General features: G+C 40.5%; 15 protein-coding genes. 10 read left to right on the top strand and 5 right to left on the bottom strand.

Going from position 1 to position 16,042, the window contains the following annotated elements; translation table 11 throughout:
* Nucleotide 1: 1 nt before the first annotated feature.
* Nucleotides 2-757: a uroporphyrinogen-III synthase gene (locus P3L56_RS19785; RefSeq protein WP_042845868.1), complete on the bottom strand. Its 756-nt coding sequence runs from the start codon at nucleotides 755-757 to the stop codon at nucleotides 2-4.
* The gene (hemC, locus tag P3L56_RS19780; protein WP_210831944.1) at nucleotides 754-1,698 is read right to left on the bottom strand and encodes a hydroxymethylbilane synthase; all 945 of its coding nucleotides are present in this window, start codon (nucleotides 1,696-1,698) and stop codon (nucleotides 754-756) included. Before hemC ends, P3L56_RS19785 begins: the two co-directional genes overlap by 4 nt.
* Before the next feature lie 668 nt (nucleotides 1,699-2,366).
* Here hemC and P3L56_RS19775 point away from each other — a divergent pair.
* Nucleotides 2,367-4,940 (top strand): class I adenylate cyclase, encoded by a 2,574-nt coding sequence (locus P3L56_RS19775; RefSeq protein ID WP_042845864.1) that lies wholly within the window; start codon nucleotides 2,367-2,369, stop codon nucleotides 4,938-4,940.
* Between the two features lie 16 nt (nucleotides 4,941-4,956).
* Here the strand turns inward: P3L56_RS19775 and cyaY are convergent, their stop codons facing one another.
* On the bottom strand, nucleotides 4,957-5,274 hold the full coding sequence (cyaY, locus tag P3L56_RS19770) for an iron donor protein CyaY (RefSeq protein WP_042845862.1): 318 nt from the start codon (nucleotides 5,272-5,274) through the stop codon (nucleotides 4,957-4,959).
* Between the two features lie 216 nt (nucleotides 5,275-5,490).
* On the opposite strand from cyaY, the gene lptM reads away from it, so the two are divergent.
* From lptM to P3L56_RS19725, 9 genes are all read left to right on the top strand, one after another.
* Entirely contained in the window at nucleotides 5,491-5,676 is a 186-nt protein-coding gene (gene lptM, locus P3L56_RS19765) for an LPS translocon maturation chaperone LptM (protein WP_042845861.1), read from the top strand.
* Nucleotides 5,677-5,697: 21 nt separating this feature from the next.
* Nucleotides 5,698-6,522, top strand: a complete 825-nt coding sequence (gene dapF / locus P3L56_RS19760) for a diaminopimelate epimerase (RefSeq protein WP_042845859.1) — start codon at nucleotides 5,698-5,700, stop codon at nucleotides 6,520-6,522.
* Between the two features lie 41 nt (nucleotides 6,523-6,563).
* Complete coding sequence (locus tag P3L56_RS19755; protein WP_129466652.1) at nucleotides 6,564-7,268, top strand: DUF484 family protein; 705 nt, start codon at nucleotides 6,564-6,566, stop codon at nucleotides 7,266-7,268.
* Nucleotides 7,250-8,179, top strand: a complete 930-nt coding sequence (gene xerC / locus P3L56_RS19750) for a tyrosine recombinase XerC (RefSeq protein ID WP_042845855.1) — start codon at nucleotides 7,250-7,252, stop codon at nucleotides 8,177-8,179. The genes P3L56_RS19755 and xerC overlap by 19 nt, the downstream gene beginning before the upstream one ends.
* Nucleotides 8,179-8,895 (top strand): 5-amino-6-(5-phospho-D-ribitylamino)uracil phosphatase YigB, encoded by a 717-nt coding sequence (gene yigB / locus P3L56_RS19745; protein ID WP_042845853.1) that lies wholly within the window; start codon nucleotides 8,179-8,181, stop codon nucleotides 8,893-8,895. The genes xerC and yigB overlap by 1 nt, the downstream gene beginning before the upstream one ends.
* Nucleotides 8,896-9,113: 218 nt before the next feature.
* Nucleotides 9,114-11,276: a DNA helicase II gene (uvrD, locus tag P3L56_RS19740; RefSeq protein ID WP_048605792.1), complete on the top strand. Its 2,163-nt coding sequence runs from the start codon at nucleotides 9,114-9,116 to the stop codon at nucleotides 11,274-11,276.
* Between the two features lie 202 nt (nucleotides 11,277-11,478).
* Complete coding sequence (locus P3L56_RS19735) at nucleotides 11,479-12,372, top strand: hypothetical protein (protein ID WP_316927688.1); 894 nt, start codon at nucleotides 11,479-11,481, stop codon at nucleotides 12,370-12,372.
* A 245-nt stretch (nucleotides 12,373-12,617) separates the two neighbouring features.
* Nucleotides 12,618-13,202: a 2OG-Fe(II) oxygenase gene (locus P3L56_RS19730; protein WP_042845847.1), complete on the top strand. Its 585-nt coding sequence runs from the start codon at nucleotides 12,618-12,620 to the stop codon at nucleotides 13,200-13,202.
* Nucleotides 13,203-13,367: 165 nt separating this feature from the next.
* Complete coding sequence (locus P3L56_RS19725) at nucleotides 13,368-14,177, top strand: hypothetical protein (RefSeq protein ID WP_129466649.1); 810 nt, start codon at nucleotides 13,368-13,370, stop codon at nucleotides 14,175-14,177.
* A 44-nt stretch (nucleotides 14,178-14,221) separates the two neighbouring features.
* Here the strand turns inward: P3L56_RS19725 and prfH are convergent, their stop codons facing one another.
* Together prfH and P3L56_RS19715 are read right to left on the bottom strand one after the other, a co-directional pair.
* Nucleotides 14,222-14,833: a peptide chain release factor H gene (prfH, locus tag P3L56_RS19720; RefSeq protein WP_226693414.1), complete on the bottom strand. Its 612-nt coding sequence runs from the start codon at nucleotides 14,831-14,833 to the stop codon at nucleotides 14,222-14,224.
* The gene (locus P3L56_RS19715; protein ID WP_048605796.1) at nucleotides 14,833-15,966 is read right to left on the bottom strand and encodes an RNA ligase RtcB family protein; all 1,134 of its coding nucleotides are present in this window, start codon (nucleotides 15,964-15,966) and stop codon (nucleotides 14,833-14,835) included. The genes prfH and P3L56_RS19715 overlap by 1 nt, the downstream gene beginning before the upstream one ends.
* Between the last annotated feature and the right edge of the window lie 76 nt (nucleotides 15,967-16,042).

Below are 16,042 nucleotides of genomic sequence, written 5' to 3'. Positions count from 1 at the left end.
ATTAGCATCCCATGTCGGTTGAAATTAATGCTTCTAATAAAGCATTATTATCTGCACTATTAGCTACACAGACCCTCTGCCATCCAGCTTGGCGAGCTTGATCTGCAATCCGTTCACTGACAACGAGTAAGCGGCGGGTAAACCACCAATTTTGATACTCTTCAGCGATTAATTCTTCTAGTAAAGCTAACATTTGGCCACTGGTTATCACAATGTCAGTGATATCAACTTGAAACCATTTGCGATTAAATTCGTTTTTTTCGTAAGGGATTGGGTGCCTTGCATAACATTCACAATAGTCGACTTGCGCACCTCGAGCCCTTAATGTTGAAGCAAGAAGTTCTCGGCCACCATTTCCACGCAATAAAAGGGCGTGTTTCCCTTCGAGAAACTGGAGATCAGGAAGCGTGAGTAGCACTTCGCTGGTTTCCCCTTGTTCAGCCCAATGGGCTGGCTTCCCGGTTACTTTCTTGAAAAACTGGGCGGTAGAGCGACCAATACCATAGTAAGATAGCTTATCTGACCAGTTACGTCCCATTTGTTCAAGTGTTAAATTTGCGTACTCGACTGCATTTTTAGATAAAAGAAAGACTAAGTCGTTTGTATTGAGGTGATCAAGGCGTGAAACTAGCGTGTTTAATTCAGCGCCTGGTCCAATACTGATCAAAGGGGAAGAGTAGGCTTCTCCCCCTTTAGCGGTGATTGCCGTTATTAGCTCCGAACCTGTGGGTTCAGGGCGTGTAACAAGAACCCTCATGCAGGTGGGTTCCCGTTATAAACTTCGGCTAAAATTTCCCTTGCACCGCGTTCGAGGAGTTCTTCCGCGAGTGATACACCCGCTTGGCATGCTTCATTTGGGGCGACAAGCCTTTCTCCACGAATAATAATACTCCCATCCGGTGCGCCAACAAGAGCACGTAGCCATATTTTGTCGTCTTGCCAAATAGCATAACTACCAATAGGGACTTGGCAGCCCCCTTCTAAATGCATATTCATTGCGCGTTCAGCAAGAACACAAATAGAAGTCGTATCATTATTAAGCTTAGCGAGCAGCTCTCGTGTAACACTATCGTTTAATCGACACTCAATGCCAACGGCCCCTTGACCAACAGCAGGGAGACATTGTTCCGGTGCAAGAGCTGTGCGTATACGTGCTTCTAACCCTAAACGTTTTAGCCCTGCTACCGCTAAGATAATAGCGTCATATTCACCATTATCGAGTTTAGATAACCGTGTGCCTACGTTACCGCGGAGATCCCGAATGACTAAATCCGGACGAAGTTCTCTTAATTGGCATTGGCGACGTAAGCTAGATGTCCCAACGATGCTGCCTTTTGGCAACGCATCAAGATTGTCATAGTGGTTTGAAACAAAGGCATCTCGAGGGTCTTCGCGTTCACAAATAGTGACTAGGCCCAAGCCTTCAGGAAATTCAACAGGAACATCTTTCATTGAATGAACGGCAATATCTGCACGCCCTTCTAATAAAGCCAGTTCAAGTTCTTTGACAAACAAGCCTTTTCCCCCCACCTTTGCGAGCGGAGTGTCAAGGATGATATCCCCTTTTGTCACCATCGGAACCAGCTCAACCTGCAAGTTAGGATGTAATTGCTCTAGCTTATCTTTGACAAAATGCGCTTGCCATAAGGCCAAAGGGCTTTTGCGCGTAGCAATGCGCACAATATTTGTTGATGTCATTTTACTGTTTTCTCTAGCGAAGAACGCCGTAGATTAACCATACAATTGACGTTAGTTTTAACATGTTAAGGATATTTTTTCCAGCTGAGCTCAAAGCCACCGCTGTGTGGCTATCTTAGTGTTTGCTGTTGTTTGGTTCATTCCACTACATTCTTTACCCACCTTCACTTACTCAACATGAAATTCGGCCCATACACTGACAAATCGTGATGTTACTTTTCGATGGTCTCTTGATAAATATTTTCCGGTGATGCGTGCTAACCAAAGAATTATTTTAGCTTTTCGTGCTGTTTTTTTTGTTGGGTTACCTGTAGGTTTCATCTGTTCATGTTGAAGCGTTCAAGCATAGATGCTGCATGTATTACGCTTACATGGCATTTTACATAGTGGTTTTGTTGTTCAATTTGCATCAAAAGTATTATTCCATTGAAAAACAAGGGATATTCTGATGCATTAAAAAATAAAAACCTTTTTATACAATATGTTGAAAAGCATTTAGTATCAAAAATAAGCACGTAAAATAATGTGATCTACTTTACCCTTTTGCTGCAAGGTGTTAAATTGATCACGTTTCCGACAATTCATTTGAAAACTTTTTTAAATCTATCTCTATCTGTTGGGTGCTGGGAAATTCCCAGATTTGTATTACATTCAGTCAGGCGTAACTCTTGTATCTCTATATTGAAACCTTAAAGCAAAGACTTGATGCGATAAACCAATTACGGTTAGAGCGCGCAACAGCATCTATGAGTGAAACCTTTTCGAAGGTTTATAACCTGCTGCCTGTCTTGTTTCATTATCATCATCCAATGATGCCTGGTTTTATTGAAGGTAATGTACCCCATGGCGTCTGCTTTTTCTCTCCAGATACAGAACAAATGAAGTGGTTGGGGCAATTTGAACGCTTCCTACCAATCGAAAAGCCCACTAATGGTGAATTACCCATAACTGGGATTTATTCAATGGGCAGTACCTCCTCTGTAGGGCAAAGCCATTGTTCAGATATCGATGTTTGGGTTTGTCACCCTTCTTGGTTAGATCACGAAGAAAAACGTTTTTTACAAAAGAAATGCACATTAATTGAACAGTGGGCAGCGTCTTTAGGCATTGATGTAACCGTTTTTCTAATCGATGAGAATCGTTTTCGCCATCATGCGAGTGGGCATATAGGCGGGGAAAACTGTGGTTCAACGCAACATATTCTATTGTTAGATGAGTTTTATCGTACTGCGGTTCGAATGGCCGGCAAACGCTTATTGTGGGCGATGGTACCTGTTGAAGAAGAACAACATTATGATGAATATGTTATGGGGTTATATGCACAAGGTGTATTAACGCCAAATGAGTGGTTGGATTTAGGCGGATTGAGTGAACTTTCAGCCGCAGAATACTTTGGTGCAAGCTTGTGGCAACTTTATAAAAGTGTTGATTCCCCTTATAAAGCAGTATTAAAAAGTATCTTATTAGAGTCTTATTCATGGGATTATCCTAATGGCAAACTACTGGCTATGGAGTTTAAACGCCATTTACATGCCGGTGAAATCGTGTGTTATGGCTTGGATTCCTACTGTTTAATGCTTGAACGCGTCACAAGGTATCTTGTTGAAATAAACGACTTAACTCGTCTTGACCTTATACGTCGTTGTTTTTACCTTAAAGTTTGTGAAAAACTTTCTGAAGAAGATAGCAATGCTTTTTCTGGTTGGCGTCGAGATGTCTTATCCCAATTGGTGGCATCATGGGGCTGGGGAGCAGAACGTTTAACAGTACTAGATACACGCAGCCAATGGAAAATTGAGCGTGTCCGTGAAGCGCATAATGAGCTACTCGACACCATGATGCAAAGTTATCGTAATTTAATTCGCTTTGCGCGGCGAAATAATTTAAGCGTTAGTGCAAGCCCACAAGATATTGGGGTATTAACTCGTAAATTATACGCAGCCTTTGAAGCGCTTCCGGGTAAAGTGACGTTAGTTAACCCTCAGATTTCACCGGATTTAAGCGAAGAGCACCTCACTTTTATTTATGTGCCAGCAGGGCGTGCAAATCGTAGTGGTTGGTATTTGTACAACCAAGCCCCGAATATTGATGCGATTATTGGGCACCAGCCTCTGGAATATAACCGTTACTTAAATAAATTAGTGGCCTGGGCATATTTTAATGGCTTACTAACTGAAACGACACAAGTTTATATGCATAATGGGCAGTCGCAGTGTGACGAAAGAAAACTGCTTGAACTTATGCATGACGTCTCAAATCATTTCCCAATTAGGTTGCCGGCTCCAACACCAAAAGCGCTATATAGCCCCTGTGAAATTCGCCACCTTGCAATAATCGTTAACCTAGAAAAAGACCCGACTCAAGTTTATTCAGAGCAAGTGGTTCATGTCGATTTTAGGAAATTAGATATTTTCAGCTTTGGCGAGTCACAGCAGTGTCTCATTGGTAGTATTGATTTGTTGTATCGTAATTCATGGAATGAGGTAAGGACGCTCCATTTCAGCGGTGAGCAGTGTATGCTAGAAGCGTTAAAAACGATTTTAGGTAAAATGCACCAAGACGCATCACCACCGGAAGCTGTTGAGGTCTTTTGTTATAGTGAGCACTTACGGGGGCTTATTCGTACTCGTGTACAGCAATTGATATCGGAATGCGTAGAACTGCGTTTATCAAGTAATAGTAATGACCCTGGGCGCTTTAAAGCGCTCCGCATAGCAGGGCAGACTTGGGGGCTGTTTTTTGAACGCCTGAATGTCTCAGTACAAAAACTAGAAAATGCGGTTGAATTCTATGGCGCAATTTCCCATAACAAGTTACATGGCTGGCCGGTTAAACTTCAGGCAAAAAGTGATAACCATTTGCCAGCTGTTGTTGATGGTTATGCGAGTGAAGGGATTGTACAGTTTTTCTTCGAAAATACGGCGGATAACACAGGTTTTAATATTTACGTATTAGATGAAGCTAACCGTGTGGAGATTTACTCTCACTGTGAAGGTTCCAAAGAAGACTTGGTGCGTGATGTCAGTAAGTTCTACTCCTCCTCCCATGACCGCTTTACCTATGGTGCTAATTTTATCAACTTCAATTTACCGCAATTTTACCAAATTATTAATCATGACGGTAAAAACCAAGTGGTTGCCTTTTCGGGCGCAACGTGGCCATTTACATCAGAGGATGATGACGAAGTGGGGCATGATATGCATTTAAGCCAATCAGGGCACCCACAAGCGCATTACTTTTAGTGATAGTTGTTTAAAACTAGAACGAAAATGGCTGTTGGCTTTGGAAAGCAATGGCTTCCGCTAACTGGTTTTTAAACTCATTGCCAGAACGGTCACAGACCCATTCCCCTTGTTTGTAATCATAATGGTATCCGCCTTGTTTGGTCGCTAGCCAAATTTGGTGAAATGCCTCTTGTTTGTTGATGATGATTTTGCTGCCATCTTCAAAACTGAGTGTCATAACACCGCCATTTATCTCACAATCGATATCGGCATCACCATCGTAATTGTCCAAATGCTCTTCAATAGAGCCCAGTAGCGCTTCTGCTAGCTGGTGAAATTCACTGTCATTCACGGTTAAAATCCTGTTTGCTCACAATTAGTTAATTAAAATTATAGGAGGGATCAAGCATTGGGGTCAATCTCAGTGCGCTGACTAAAAATTTCAGATTAAATTTAGCCTAGAGTATATAATATAAGCATGCTTGATAAACAGACGTGATTTGCTAGGTCACTCCTGTTATTGTGTAAAATATCAGATGTCAAAAGTTAGTATCACAGGCGAAAAAGAATGAAAAAAAGTTTATTTGGGCTTAGTGCACTTGTTATGTTATTTACCTTATCTGGTTGTGGCTTGAAAGGCCCTCTTTATTTCCCGCCGGAAGAAACTGTTGCTCCTGCTCAGGCGCCTGATGTGCAACCAACAGCGCCAAGCAGCTCAACCGAAGAGCCTGCTACAACAAATCATAACCAGTAAGTTGCCGCTATGGAGCGTGAAATGCAATTCTCTAAAATGCATGGCTTAGGCAATGACTTCATGGTTGTCGATGGTGTCACACAAAATGTGTATTTTTCGCCAGAACTTATTTGCCGGCTGGCAGATAGGCATACTGGTGTCGGTTTTGATCAGCTATTATTAGTTGAAGCCCCCTATGACCCTGACCTTGACTTTCATTATCGCATTTTTAATGCGGATGGCAGTGAGGTGTCACAATGTGGTAATGGGGCGCGTTGTTTTGCGCGTTTTGTTCGGCTTAAAGGTCTGACTAATAAGCAAAAAATTAAAGTTAGTACCCAATCAGGCCGGATGACATTAACCATAAATGAAAATGATGATGTCTGCGTTAATATGGGAGAGCCTGATTTTGAGCCTCAAAGGGTGCCATTTCGCGCTATTAAAGAAGAAAAAACCTATATTATTCGAGCTCAAGAACGTACAGTGTTATGTGGGGTTGTTTCAATGGGTAACCCACATTGCGTCATTCAGGTTGAAAGTATTCATACCGCAGAGGTTGAAATTTTAGGGCCAGCTTTAGAGAGCCATGAGCGCTTTCCCGAACGCGCTAATATTGGTTTCATGGAAATTATTAATGCTGAGCATATTCGCTTGCGCGTTTATGAGCGTGGTGCAGGTGAAACTCAAGCATGTGGTAGTGGAGCATGTGCCGCAGTGGCTGTTGGGATCACTCAAGGGTTATTGGCGAAACGAGTACGTGTTGATTTACCCGGCGGGTCGTTAAATATAACTTGGGAAGGCCCAGGGGCTCCGTTGTATATGACAGGCCCAGCAACTCATGTCTACGATGGGGTCATCCAGCTATAAAAGTCACACAGCGATAATTTTACCGAGTTGAAGAGGGGAATATGGATAAAACCGAAAAAGCACTGAAGAGAAAACATCAACTTGATGAATTCGATGTGGTGCAATATCTAAAGGAAAATCCTTACTTTTTTCTTCGTAATGCACAATTATTGGAGCAGTTGAAAGTTCCACATGTTGTACAAGGTGCTATCTCATTACCTGAATTAGTGATGAATCGCCAACGTTTGAAAATCAAAGAGCTTGAGCAAGATATCCGTTTTATGGTAGAGCAAGCGCATGAAAATATAGAGCTTTTTGATGAGTTATTGGTTCTGGTGATAGACATGTCATCAGCCAAAAGCTTACAAGAAATGTTACTTACTTTAAATCGCTGGGCAAAAAAATTAGGTTTATCAGGCGCATCGGTTCGTTTATTCAGTGATAGTTGGTATTTATCAGCCCCTTTAGATGCCCATCAACTGGTGATTTCGCGTCGTGTTTTTGAGCCTATCAGAATTCAACGATTTGGCGATAAACGTAACTATCTTGGTCGTTTAAATGGCCCTGAAATCCAATTGCTTTTACCAGATGCGCTCAATGTCGGCTCTGTGGCTATCTCATTATTTGGTCATCATGGTGAATCGGGCATGGTTATTTTTACTAGCCGCGACCGCGAGCATTATCAACATGGTATGGGGACGGTTATGTTGGAAAAAGTGGCTCAAATTCTCCCGAGGTTATTATGCCAATGGATAGAACGCCTGTAGAGTCTCAGCCGAAAGGGCTGATGATGCAAGTTGAGGCCTTCTTACGTTATCTGCGAGTTGAACGTCGGTTAAGCCCTGTCACTATTACTAATTATCATCGTCAATTGAGTGTTATTGTTGAAATGCTAACCTCATTGAAAATCACTGAATGGCAAAAAGTTGATACAGCTATCGTACGGAATATTGCGGCTAAAAGTCGCAAATCAGGCCTACAGGCTGCAAGTATGGCTTTACGATTATCGTCATTGAGAAGTTTTTTGGATTGGATGGTGCATCAAGAGGCGTTGCCTGCAAACCCAGCCAAAGCAATTCAAGCACCCAAATCCAAAAAACGTCTTCCTAAGAATATGGATGTAGATGAGGTCTCCCAACTGCTAAATATGGATAGCGGTGATCCACTAGTTGTGCGCGACCGTACTATGCTGGAAGTGATGTATGGTGCTGGATTGCGTTTATCTGAACTTGTTGGTCTTGATGTTCGTCACCTCGATTTAAGCACTGGTGAAGTTTGGGTGATGGGAAAAGGAAGTAAAGAGCGAAAAATTCCAATGGGAAAAACAGCGGTGAGCTGGCTACATCGTTGGTTAGAAATGCGTGAGTTATATGAGCCAGAAGATGATGCTGTTTTTATCTCAACCCAAAGTGGGAAACGAATTTCGAATCGAAATGTACAAAAACGTTTTGAACAATGGGGAATAAAACAGGGGGTTAATAGTCACATTAATCCTCATAAATTACGCCACTCCTTTGCGACACATCTCCTTGAATCAAGTGGTAATTTACGTGGGGTGCAAGAACTTCTTGGTCATGCGAACTTATCAACAACACAAATTTATACGCACCTTGATTTTCAGCACTTAGCCAACGTTTATGATGTGGCTCATCCGAGGGCAAAGAGGGAGAAACCTTAATGCATTTTTACCGCCCACTGTCACCAATTATGGCGATTACGTTTGATTTGGATGACACGCTTTATGATAACCACCCAGTTATTGATAAAACGGAAGAGGAAGTCTTACGTTTTGTTCGTGAATACGACCCTCGATTCAATCATTTTAGCAATGATGACCTCTATGCTTTTCGCCGCCTTGTGGAAGAACAAGAGCCTGAGATCTGCCATGATATTTCCCGTTGGCGCTGGCTTTCTTCAAAAATGATGTTTTGCCATTATGGCTATTCGCGAGAAGATGCACAAAAAGGGGCAGATGACATCATGGCACATTTCACTTACTGGCGTAATAAAATAGATATCCCTGAATCTACACACGCAACACTTGCCAAATTAGCTGAAAAATTACCGTTAGTTGCGATAACCAATGGTAATGCAGAACCTGAAGCGTGTGGGTTAGGCCAATACTTTCAGTTTGTTTTAAAAGCCGGGCCAGATGGCCGTTCAAAACCTTATTGTGATATGTACCGTTTAGCTGCACAGCGCCTTGATCTTGAACCGAAATTCATTCTTCATGTTGGGGATAATCTACTGACAGATGTTGAAGGCGCAATCAATAGTGGTATGCAAGCCTGCTGGATTAACCTTGACCAAAAAACCCTAATGGGGGAGAAAGACGTGCGTTTATTGCCGCATGTAGAAATTTCTCAGTTGGCTTCTCTTTTATCATTGGTATAATCATTTCTCTGTATAAAAACACAGTGGTATTTGCTATTGTCGTGCTGCTACCAAACCTATTAAGGTTGGTAGTAAGTCGAATAGGTCATTTAAAATAAATCAGGAAAATCAATTTATTGGTTTTTGATTGATAACACAAAGTGGGAAATTACGTTTTTATTCCCCTTTGTTAACAACCTCACAGTGGTATTTTCCACTGCTTTGCTTTGATGGTAATTATGGACGTCTCTTATCTGCTTGAAGGTCTCAATGACAAACAGCGCGAAGCGGTTGCCGCACCGCGTACTAATTTACTTGTGCTCGCGGGGGCGGGCAGTGGTAAAACTCGCGTATTGGTACACCGAATTGCCTGGTTAATGTCGGTGGAAAATGCATCACCATTTTCTATTATGGCAGTGACGTTTACTAACAAAGCAGCGGCAGAAATGCGTCATCGAATCAATCAGTTGATTGGCAGTAGTGAAGGTGGAATGTGGATTGGCACATTCCATGGTTTAGCACACCGCTTGTTGCGCCAACATTATATGGATGCCAATTTACCGCAGGATTTTCAAATCTTAGATAGTGATGACCAATATCGCTTAATTCGACGTTTGCTTAAAGCAATGAATTTAGATGAAAAACAATGGCCCCCACGTCAAGGAATGTGGTACATCAACGGCAAAAAAGATGAAGGTTTAAGGCCCCAACATATTGAAAGCTATGGTAACCCTGTTGAAGCGACGTGGTTGAAAGTATATCAGGCGTATCAAGAGGCTTGTGATAGAGCAGGTTTGGTCGATTTCGCTGAGCTGTTACTTCGGGCTCATGAATTGTGGTTGAATAAACCCCATGTATTACAACACTACCGTGAACGTTTTACTAATATTTTAGTGGATGAATTCCAAGATACTAATAATATTCAATATGCATGGATTCGAGTATTAGCAGGGGAAACAGGCAAGGTCATGATTGTTGGTGATGACGATCAATCAATTTATGGCTGGCGTGGTGCCCAAGTAGAGAATATCCAACGGTTTCTTAATGATTTCCCCGGTGCAGAAACAATTCGTCTTGAGCAAAACTATCGCTCGACAAATAATATATTAAAAGCGGCGAATGCTTTAATTGCGAATAACAGTGATCGGCTAGGCAAGAATTTATGGACAGAAGGAGGGGATGGTGAACCCATTTCACTCTACTGTGCATTTAATGAATTAGATGAAGCCCGCTATATTGTTGGGCGTATTAAACAATGGCAAGAAAATGGCGGGGCGTTAAAAGATTGTGCCATGTTATATCGTAGTAATGCCCAATCGCGTGTACTTGAAGAGGCGTTAATTCAAACTAACATGCCTTATCGCATATATGGCGGCCAACGGTTCTTTGAACGTCAGGAAATTAAAGATGCACTTTCTTATTTAAGGCTGATAGCAAATCGTAATGATGATGCCTCGTTTGAACGTGTGGTCAACACGCCAACACGAGGAATAGGTGAACGTACTTTGGATACCGTTCGCCAAACAGCACGAGATCAACAATTAACTTTATGGGAAAGTTGTGAGTACTTACTTCGTGAGCAAGTACTTGGAGGGCGAGCTGCGGCAGCAATAGAGCGTTTTTTAGAGTTAGTTGAAGCGTTGGCGAAAGAAACGCAAGATATGCCATTGCATGTTCAAGCAGACAGGGTTATTCACGATTCTGGTTTGCGTGCAATGTATGAGCAGGAAAAAGGCGAAAAAGCCCAAGCGCGTATCGAAAACTTGGAAGAGTTGGTGAATGCAACGCGTGACTTTAGCTACCAAGAAGAAGACCAAGATTTAATGCCATTACAGGCATTTCTATCACATGCAGCTCTTGAATCAGGGGAAGGGCAAGCGGATGCCAACCAAGATGCTGTTCAATTGATGACTTTGCATTCAGCCAAAGGTTTGGAATTCCCAGTTGTATTCATTGTCGGAATGGAAGAAGGGATGTTTCCCAGCCAAATGTCAATGGATGAAAGCGGACGTCTTGAAGAAGAGCGTCGGCTCGCTTATGTGGGGGTTACCCGAGCAATGGAAAAACTTACCATTACTTATGCAGAAAGTCGTCGGTTATACGGTAAAGAAGTCTATCACCGTCCATCACGCTTTATTGGTGAGCTACCGACTGAATGTGTCGAAGAAGTTCGCCTAAGAGCCACAGTTTCTCGTCCGGTTAGCCATCAACGCCTTGGTACACCAATCAGTCAAAATGATTCAGGTTATGCGCTAGGGCAGCGGGTAATGCACCCTAAATTTGGTGAGGGGACTATTATTAACCTAGAAGGCAGCGGTGAACATTGTCGTTTACAGATAGCCTTTCAAGGACAAGGGATTAAATGGCTAGTGGCTTCATATGCACGGCTAGAGAATTTATAGTTACCATAAATTTCAAATATAACACCACCGTTCTAGGTGGTGTTATATATAATATAATAATTATATTATGTATTTCTAAAACTATTTAGTTTATTTGTTTTGATTTTTTATATGATCTATTAATTTGTTTTTTTATTTTTATCTTTTAATATTAAATTGTAGTTCATGGCTAACGTAATGATAATAAATGGAGCTTAATTATATGGATAGTAAACGTATTTCTGCACTAAATGAAAGATTGATAAATATAAAAAATAAAATTAAAGATATAAATGGCTTATTAATGAGATATAAAAACAGTATAGATGAAATGTCAAATAATATGGAATTAGTAAAAATACAATTAGAGCAGTCTGAGCATCCTAATCGAGTCAAAATGAACAAAATTATGGATGAGGTTAAACAGAAAATAAAGGTCAGAGACAAAGAGCAGAGAGACGAGCTTAAATCACTAGGCGAGTTTTTTAACAAGAAAGAAAAAAATATAAAGACATTTATCAAACCAACAAGTACATATAAGGCAGTCAACTTTGTTAATGTGGGTGGGTTAAAACGTCGGATTTTTGATTTTATTGCAGTAGTTAATAGGGATAGTGAATTAGTGGAGAAGGAACTTAGTTCTCTTCAGATTGAACTGAACGAAGTTAGCACGAAATATCCGGGTATTAAGGGTGATTGGTTAGAGGCGTTGCTGAAACCAGATGCCCTTATTGGAACAGCGAAACCAGATGCCCTTATTGGAACAGCGAAACCAGATGCCCTTATTGGAACAGCGAAACCAGATGCCCTTATTGGAACAGCGAAACCAGATGCCCTTATTGGAACAGCGAAACCAGATGCCCTTATTGGAACAGCGAAACCAGATGCCCTTATTGGAACAGCGAAACCAGATGCACTTATTGGAACAGCGAAACCAAATACACTTATTGGAACAGCTAAACCAGATGCCCTTATTGAAATGACAGCGGCGCTAGAGCCGTCTCAGGAAATGACTTCATCTGTAGAGGCACTGGTTGAAACTCAACATAAACCTCTCGTTTTTGTTGCTAAGCACAGTTGTTTTGGAAAGACGGCATGGTGTGGAATAACACACTGATAATATTGTTTGATTTTTAATCTGTAAAATAAATCAATCGAAATAATTTATTAGTGTAAGGTACTTATTTATATAGGTACCTTATTCAATCAAATGATTAAAAATACTTACATAATGAAAAATAAAGGGTTTTTAGTTAGAAAGATTGATTCGATAGTTTAATCAATAAGATTTAAGCTTTTAATTTTATCTTTTTGTTTTTTTAGCGTATAAAGTTTTACCGAATAACCTTTCTAGTATTTATCATGTCAATTAATAAACTTATTGATTCACTCTCTACACAGGGCTGGTATGTGTGGGACGGTTTCTTGATCCCGCCTAATATAAAAGCTATCAAGGATTGCATTCCAGAAACACTGCAAGATGCACGTATTGGTCACCGTAATTTGTTACAGGGGAATAAAGCAATTCGAGGTGACCAAACAGTTTGGTTAGAACCTGAAATGGGGGCTCCTATTTGTGATTATATGGAGAAAATGGAACAAATAAGACAGGAAATCAACCGTCAACTTTACCTAGGTTTACGCGGTTTTGAAACGCATTTTTGCCGATATTCACAGGGTGGTTTTTATAAGAGACATGTCGATAACCCTAGGGGTGTTGGGCGGCGTAAGGTCACGACGGTTTTATATATGAATGAATCATGGCAACCTAGTGATGGTGGTGAATTGGTGGTTTACGACCAAACAGGTAATCAACTGTTTACATTAGAGCCGATTGCGGGGCGTATGGTCTTTTTTATGTCAGAAGAGTTTCCCCATGAGGTTTTACCAACTAAATTGATACGTGAAAGTATAGCCGGTTGGTTTTTAACTGAAACAGTATCTTAATTAGTTTTTTCATATTCTAGATACTGTTAGATAGTAAGCTATCTTATCAAGATTTCAACAATAAACTTTTAAAACATACAAACTATAAATTTGTATTTTAACGTTAATAACGATATTTTATTTTACTACGTTAATAGTAGCTTAACTTTAAAAAGGAGTTTTATTATGAAATCTAATTATGGAACGCTTGATAACGTAAAAAATTTGATTAAAGAATTAAATAATCAATTCAAAGTTATTGAAGAGAAGTTTTTAAAGTATGAAACTGAACAGATTAAAAATTTTTATAAACTAATTGATTTAAAACCTTTAAGTTCAGATGAATTAGTATTAGAAAATAGAGAGTCTACAGTAAAATATATTTTTGAATCAATGAGTTTTTATAGTGAAAATAAAATTAAACATTTACTTTTTAAAAATTTAATTCATGAATTAAGTGAATATAATGATGTTGCAGTAGATAAAAAGCTAATAAGTACGCTTGATAAGTTTCAGGAGGGGATAGGTAAAATATCGGATATAACATACACTCTACCTAAAATTTACGCCTCAAAACCGCCGCTTATTCAACATGCTTTTCTATCAAGCTTCAATAATAATATAGAAATGAAATATCTATTTAAAGAAATAAATAGTGAAGTCATTAAATATGTTGATATCATCAAGAAAGACTACAATCCCCAAGAGCAAGTACAGATTTCATCGTTGATTAAAGCGAATCAAAGTAGCGCGTTTCTTCCCCAAAGCCCACCGCAAACTATAGAGGAGCAGGCTAAAGCCTATCGTAAAGTACTTGAGCCACAGAATTTAGCACCAGTTATCGAAGGGTTTAGAGAGGGTACACAAGAAACTTTATTATCGAACCACATGGCGGCACTAAAGCCAGTAGAAAGTCACTCTTTAGATAACAACCTGTCAGCAGATTTTACTATTCACGGCTGCCAGATCTTTATTCCACATCAATATCGTATGTAATAGGTCACGTTGGGGGTCCACCTTTCAGAGTGGACCCCCATTAGTTAGTTACTTCGCTTAAACTCTATTCCAACAAAAGTGATCGTAGCATTTCCCCTTTCTATTTGGTAATGGGAATGATGTCGCTGTTTGTCTAATGAGCTCAGTTGTTGTGAGTAATACTCACTGAGTTTCCACTGGATTAATTGCCTTGCGAGTCTCTTATTTGCGTGTTGGCTACGCTCAGACTGGACTTTAACCGCAATACCTGTGGCAATGTGTTTTGCTCTAACTGCAGAAGACGTTTTATTTACATGTTGCCCACCCGCGCCTTGGGCTTTAGTAAATTCAAACTCAATCTCACTTTCTTCAATAGGTTTGATCGCTGAAAAACGCGTGACATTGAGAAACCAATTTTTCCGTTTATGGCGAGGCCTGATGGGGCTTTGACATTGCCATTGAACAGTGCCGCACCAAGTATTGGCTAATGTTTCTGTATTTTCACCTTCCAGGCAAACTAATGCAGATTTTAACCCTTGTTTCGATGGGACAGACTCTAACAAATTGACTGTAACTTGGTGTTTATTCGCTTCTTGTAGAAAACAGGCTAGTGCTTTTTCAACCGCAATACAGCATTCTTCAGGGCCTTGTGCAGAGGAAAATTGTAATAACATGATTAACACTCCCCACTGGTTTTGTAGGTAATGATAGGTTTAAGCCTAGCCACCACTTGGATTACTCCAATATTCACCATGCTTTCAATCACAGTATCAATTGATTTATACGATTGTGGGGCTTCTTCATAAATCAGTTGTTTATTGGCGCAAATGACACGGCTACCTAGTTCTGTTCGAGATAATTGAACAGGTGTGTAGCGATGAGATAGGCGGCCTTTACACTCCCCTCGCATCCATTTGCGCCCAGCGCCGTGAGCGAGGGAATTCAGGCAAGCGTCATTTCCCTGTGGTGCGACTAAATAACTGTAATCGCCACGCGAACCAGGAATAATTACCAGCCCTCGGTCTGAAGGGGTTGCTCCTTTACGATGTAACCACCCAGTTATGCCATTAATTTGACATGCCTCGACTAAATTATGGTTAACATCTAGGCTTAGTTCACCAGTTGATTTAACCTGTTGCAGCATGCGTAGCCCTATAAGACGGCGATTTACCTGCGCAAAATGTAAAGCACCTTGATGAGCTTTAAGGTAATTATCAGCATCACGAGTGCCTGATAGAAGCCCATTGTGGTTATATTTTTCAACGTGTTGTCGAAGAATTGATTGGCCTAAACCACGCGAGCCGCTATGAACTAATAGCAGTAGCTGTTGCTTATTTAACCCACTCGTAGCAAATAATTCAGGGTGCAATACTTGGTCAATGGCTTGGAACTCTGCAAAATGATTCCCACCACCAATAGAGCCTAATGATGCCATAAATTCACATGTTCTCATTGTGTCTGGCACATGTTCTTCGAGCCATGCTAATGAGGCATGATCTGACATCTGAGATAGCTGTTTTTCTAATTTATCGAGGTTAACTTTTGATTGTTTAATATCTGTTTTAAACAGACTCATACCGCAGCCGATATCATTGCCAACTAATGCAGGATAGAAGCGTTTAGTAGAGAAAAATGCCGCACCAATTGGATATCCTCGGCCTGGATGAAGATCAGGCATACCAACAACAGATATCATATCTGGTAAGTTTGCCGTTGTTTGTAATTGTTGGATCGCTTTGCTTTCAATCCATGTATTTTTCGTTGCGATATAACTAACGTGTTCGCTAACGAAATGAAGGGTATTGCCCATAAGCTATTTACTCATTTAAATATTAAAAATAAGGTTATTTAGCGGGCCAATATGAATAGGATCTTTTTTTAAAGAA

The sequence above is a fragment of the Providencia sp. PROV024 genome (assembly GCF_032709665.1).
Lineage (GTDB): Bacteria > Pseudomonadota > Gammaproteobacteria > Enterobacterales > Enterobacteriaceae > Providencia > Providencia huashanensis.
The sequence above is the reverse complement of the archived record's forward strand: the minus strand, read 5'-3'. Positions and strand labels throughout refer to the sequence as shown.

What these genes read in the sequence shown, in the direction of transcription:
- P3L56_RS19785 (WP_042845868.1), bottom strand. Translation starts at nt 757, where the DNA reads ATGAGGGTTCTTGTTACACGCCCTGAACCCACAGGTTCGGAGCTAATA.
- hemC (WP_210831944.1), bottom strand. Translation starts at nt 1,698, where the DNA reads ATGACATCAACAAATATTGTGCGCATTGCTACGCGCAAAAGCCCTTTG.
- lptM (WP_042845861.1), top strand. Translation starts at nt 5,491, where the DNA reads ATGAAAAAAAGTTTATTTGGGCTTAGTGCACTTGTTATGTTATTTACC.
- dapF (WP_042845859.1), top strand. Translation starts at nt 5,698, where the DNA reads ATGCAATTCTCTAAAATGCATGGCTTAGGCAATGACTTCATGGTTGTC.
- P3L56_RS19755 (WP_129466652.1), top strand. Translation starts at nt 6,564, where the DNA reads ATGGATAAAACCGAAAAAGCACTGAAGAGAAAACATCAACTTGATGAA.
- xerC (WP_042845855.1), top strand. Translation starts at nt 7,250, where the DNA reads ATGGATAGAACGCCTGTAGAGTCTCAGCCGAAAGGGCTGATGATGCAA.
- yigB (WP_042845853.1), top strand. Translation starts at nt 8,179, where the DNA reads ATGCATTTTTACCGCCCACTGTCACCAATTATGGCGATTACGTTTGAT.
- uvrD (WP_048605792.1), top strand. Translation starts at nt 9,114, where the DNA reads ATGGACGTCTCTTATCTGCTTGAAGGTCTCAATGACAAACAGCGCGAA.
- P3L56_RS19735 (WP_316927688.1), top strand. Translation starts at nt 11,479, where the DNA reads ATGGATAGTAAACGTATTTCTGCACTAAATGAAAGATTGATAAATATA.
- P3L56_RS19730 (WP_042845847.1), top strand. Translation starts at nt 12,618, where the DNA reads ATGTCAATTAATAAACTTATTGATTCACTCTCTACACAGGGCTGGTAT.
- P3L56_RS19725 (WP_129466649.1), top strand. Translation starts at nt 13,368, where the DNA reads ATGAAATCTAATTATGGAACGCTTGATAACGTAAAAAATTTGATTAAA.
- P3L56_RS19715 (WP_048605796.1), bottom strand. Translation starts at nt 15,966, where the DNA reads ATGGGCAATACCCTTCATTTCGTTAGCGAACACGTTAGTTATATCGCA.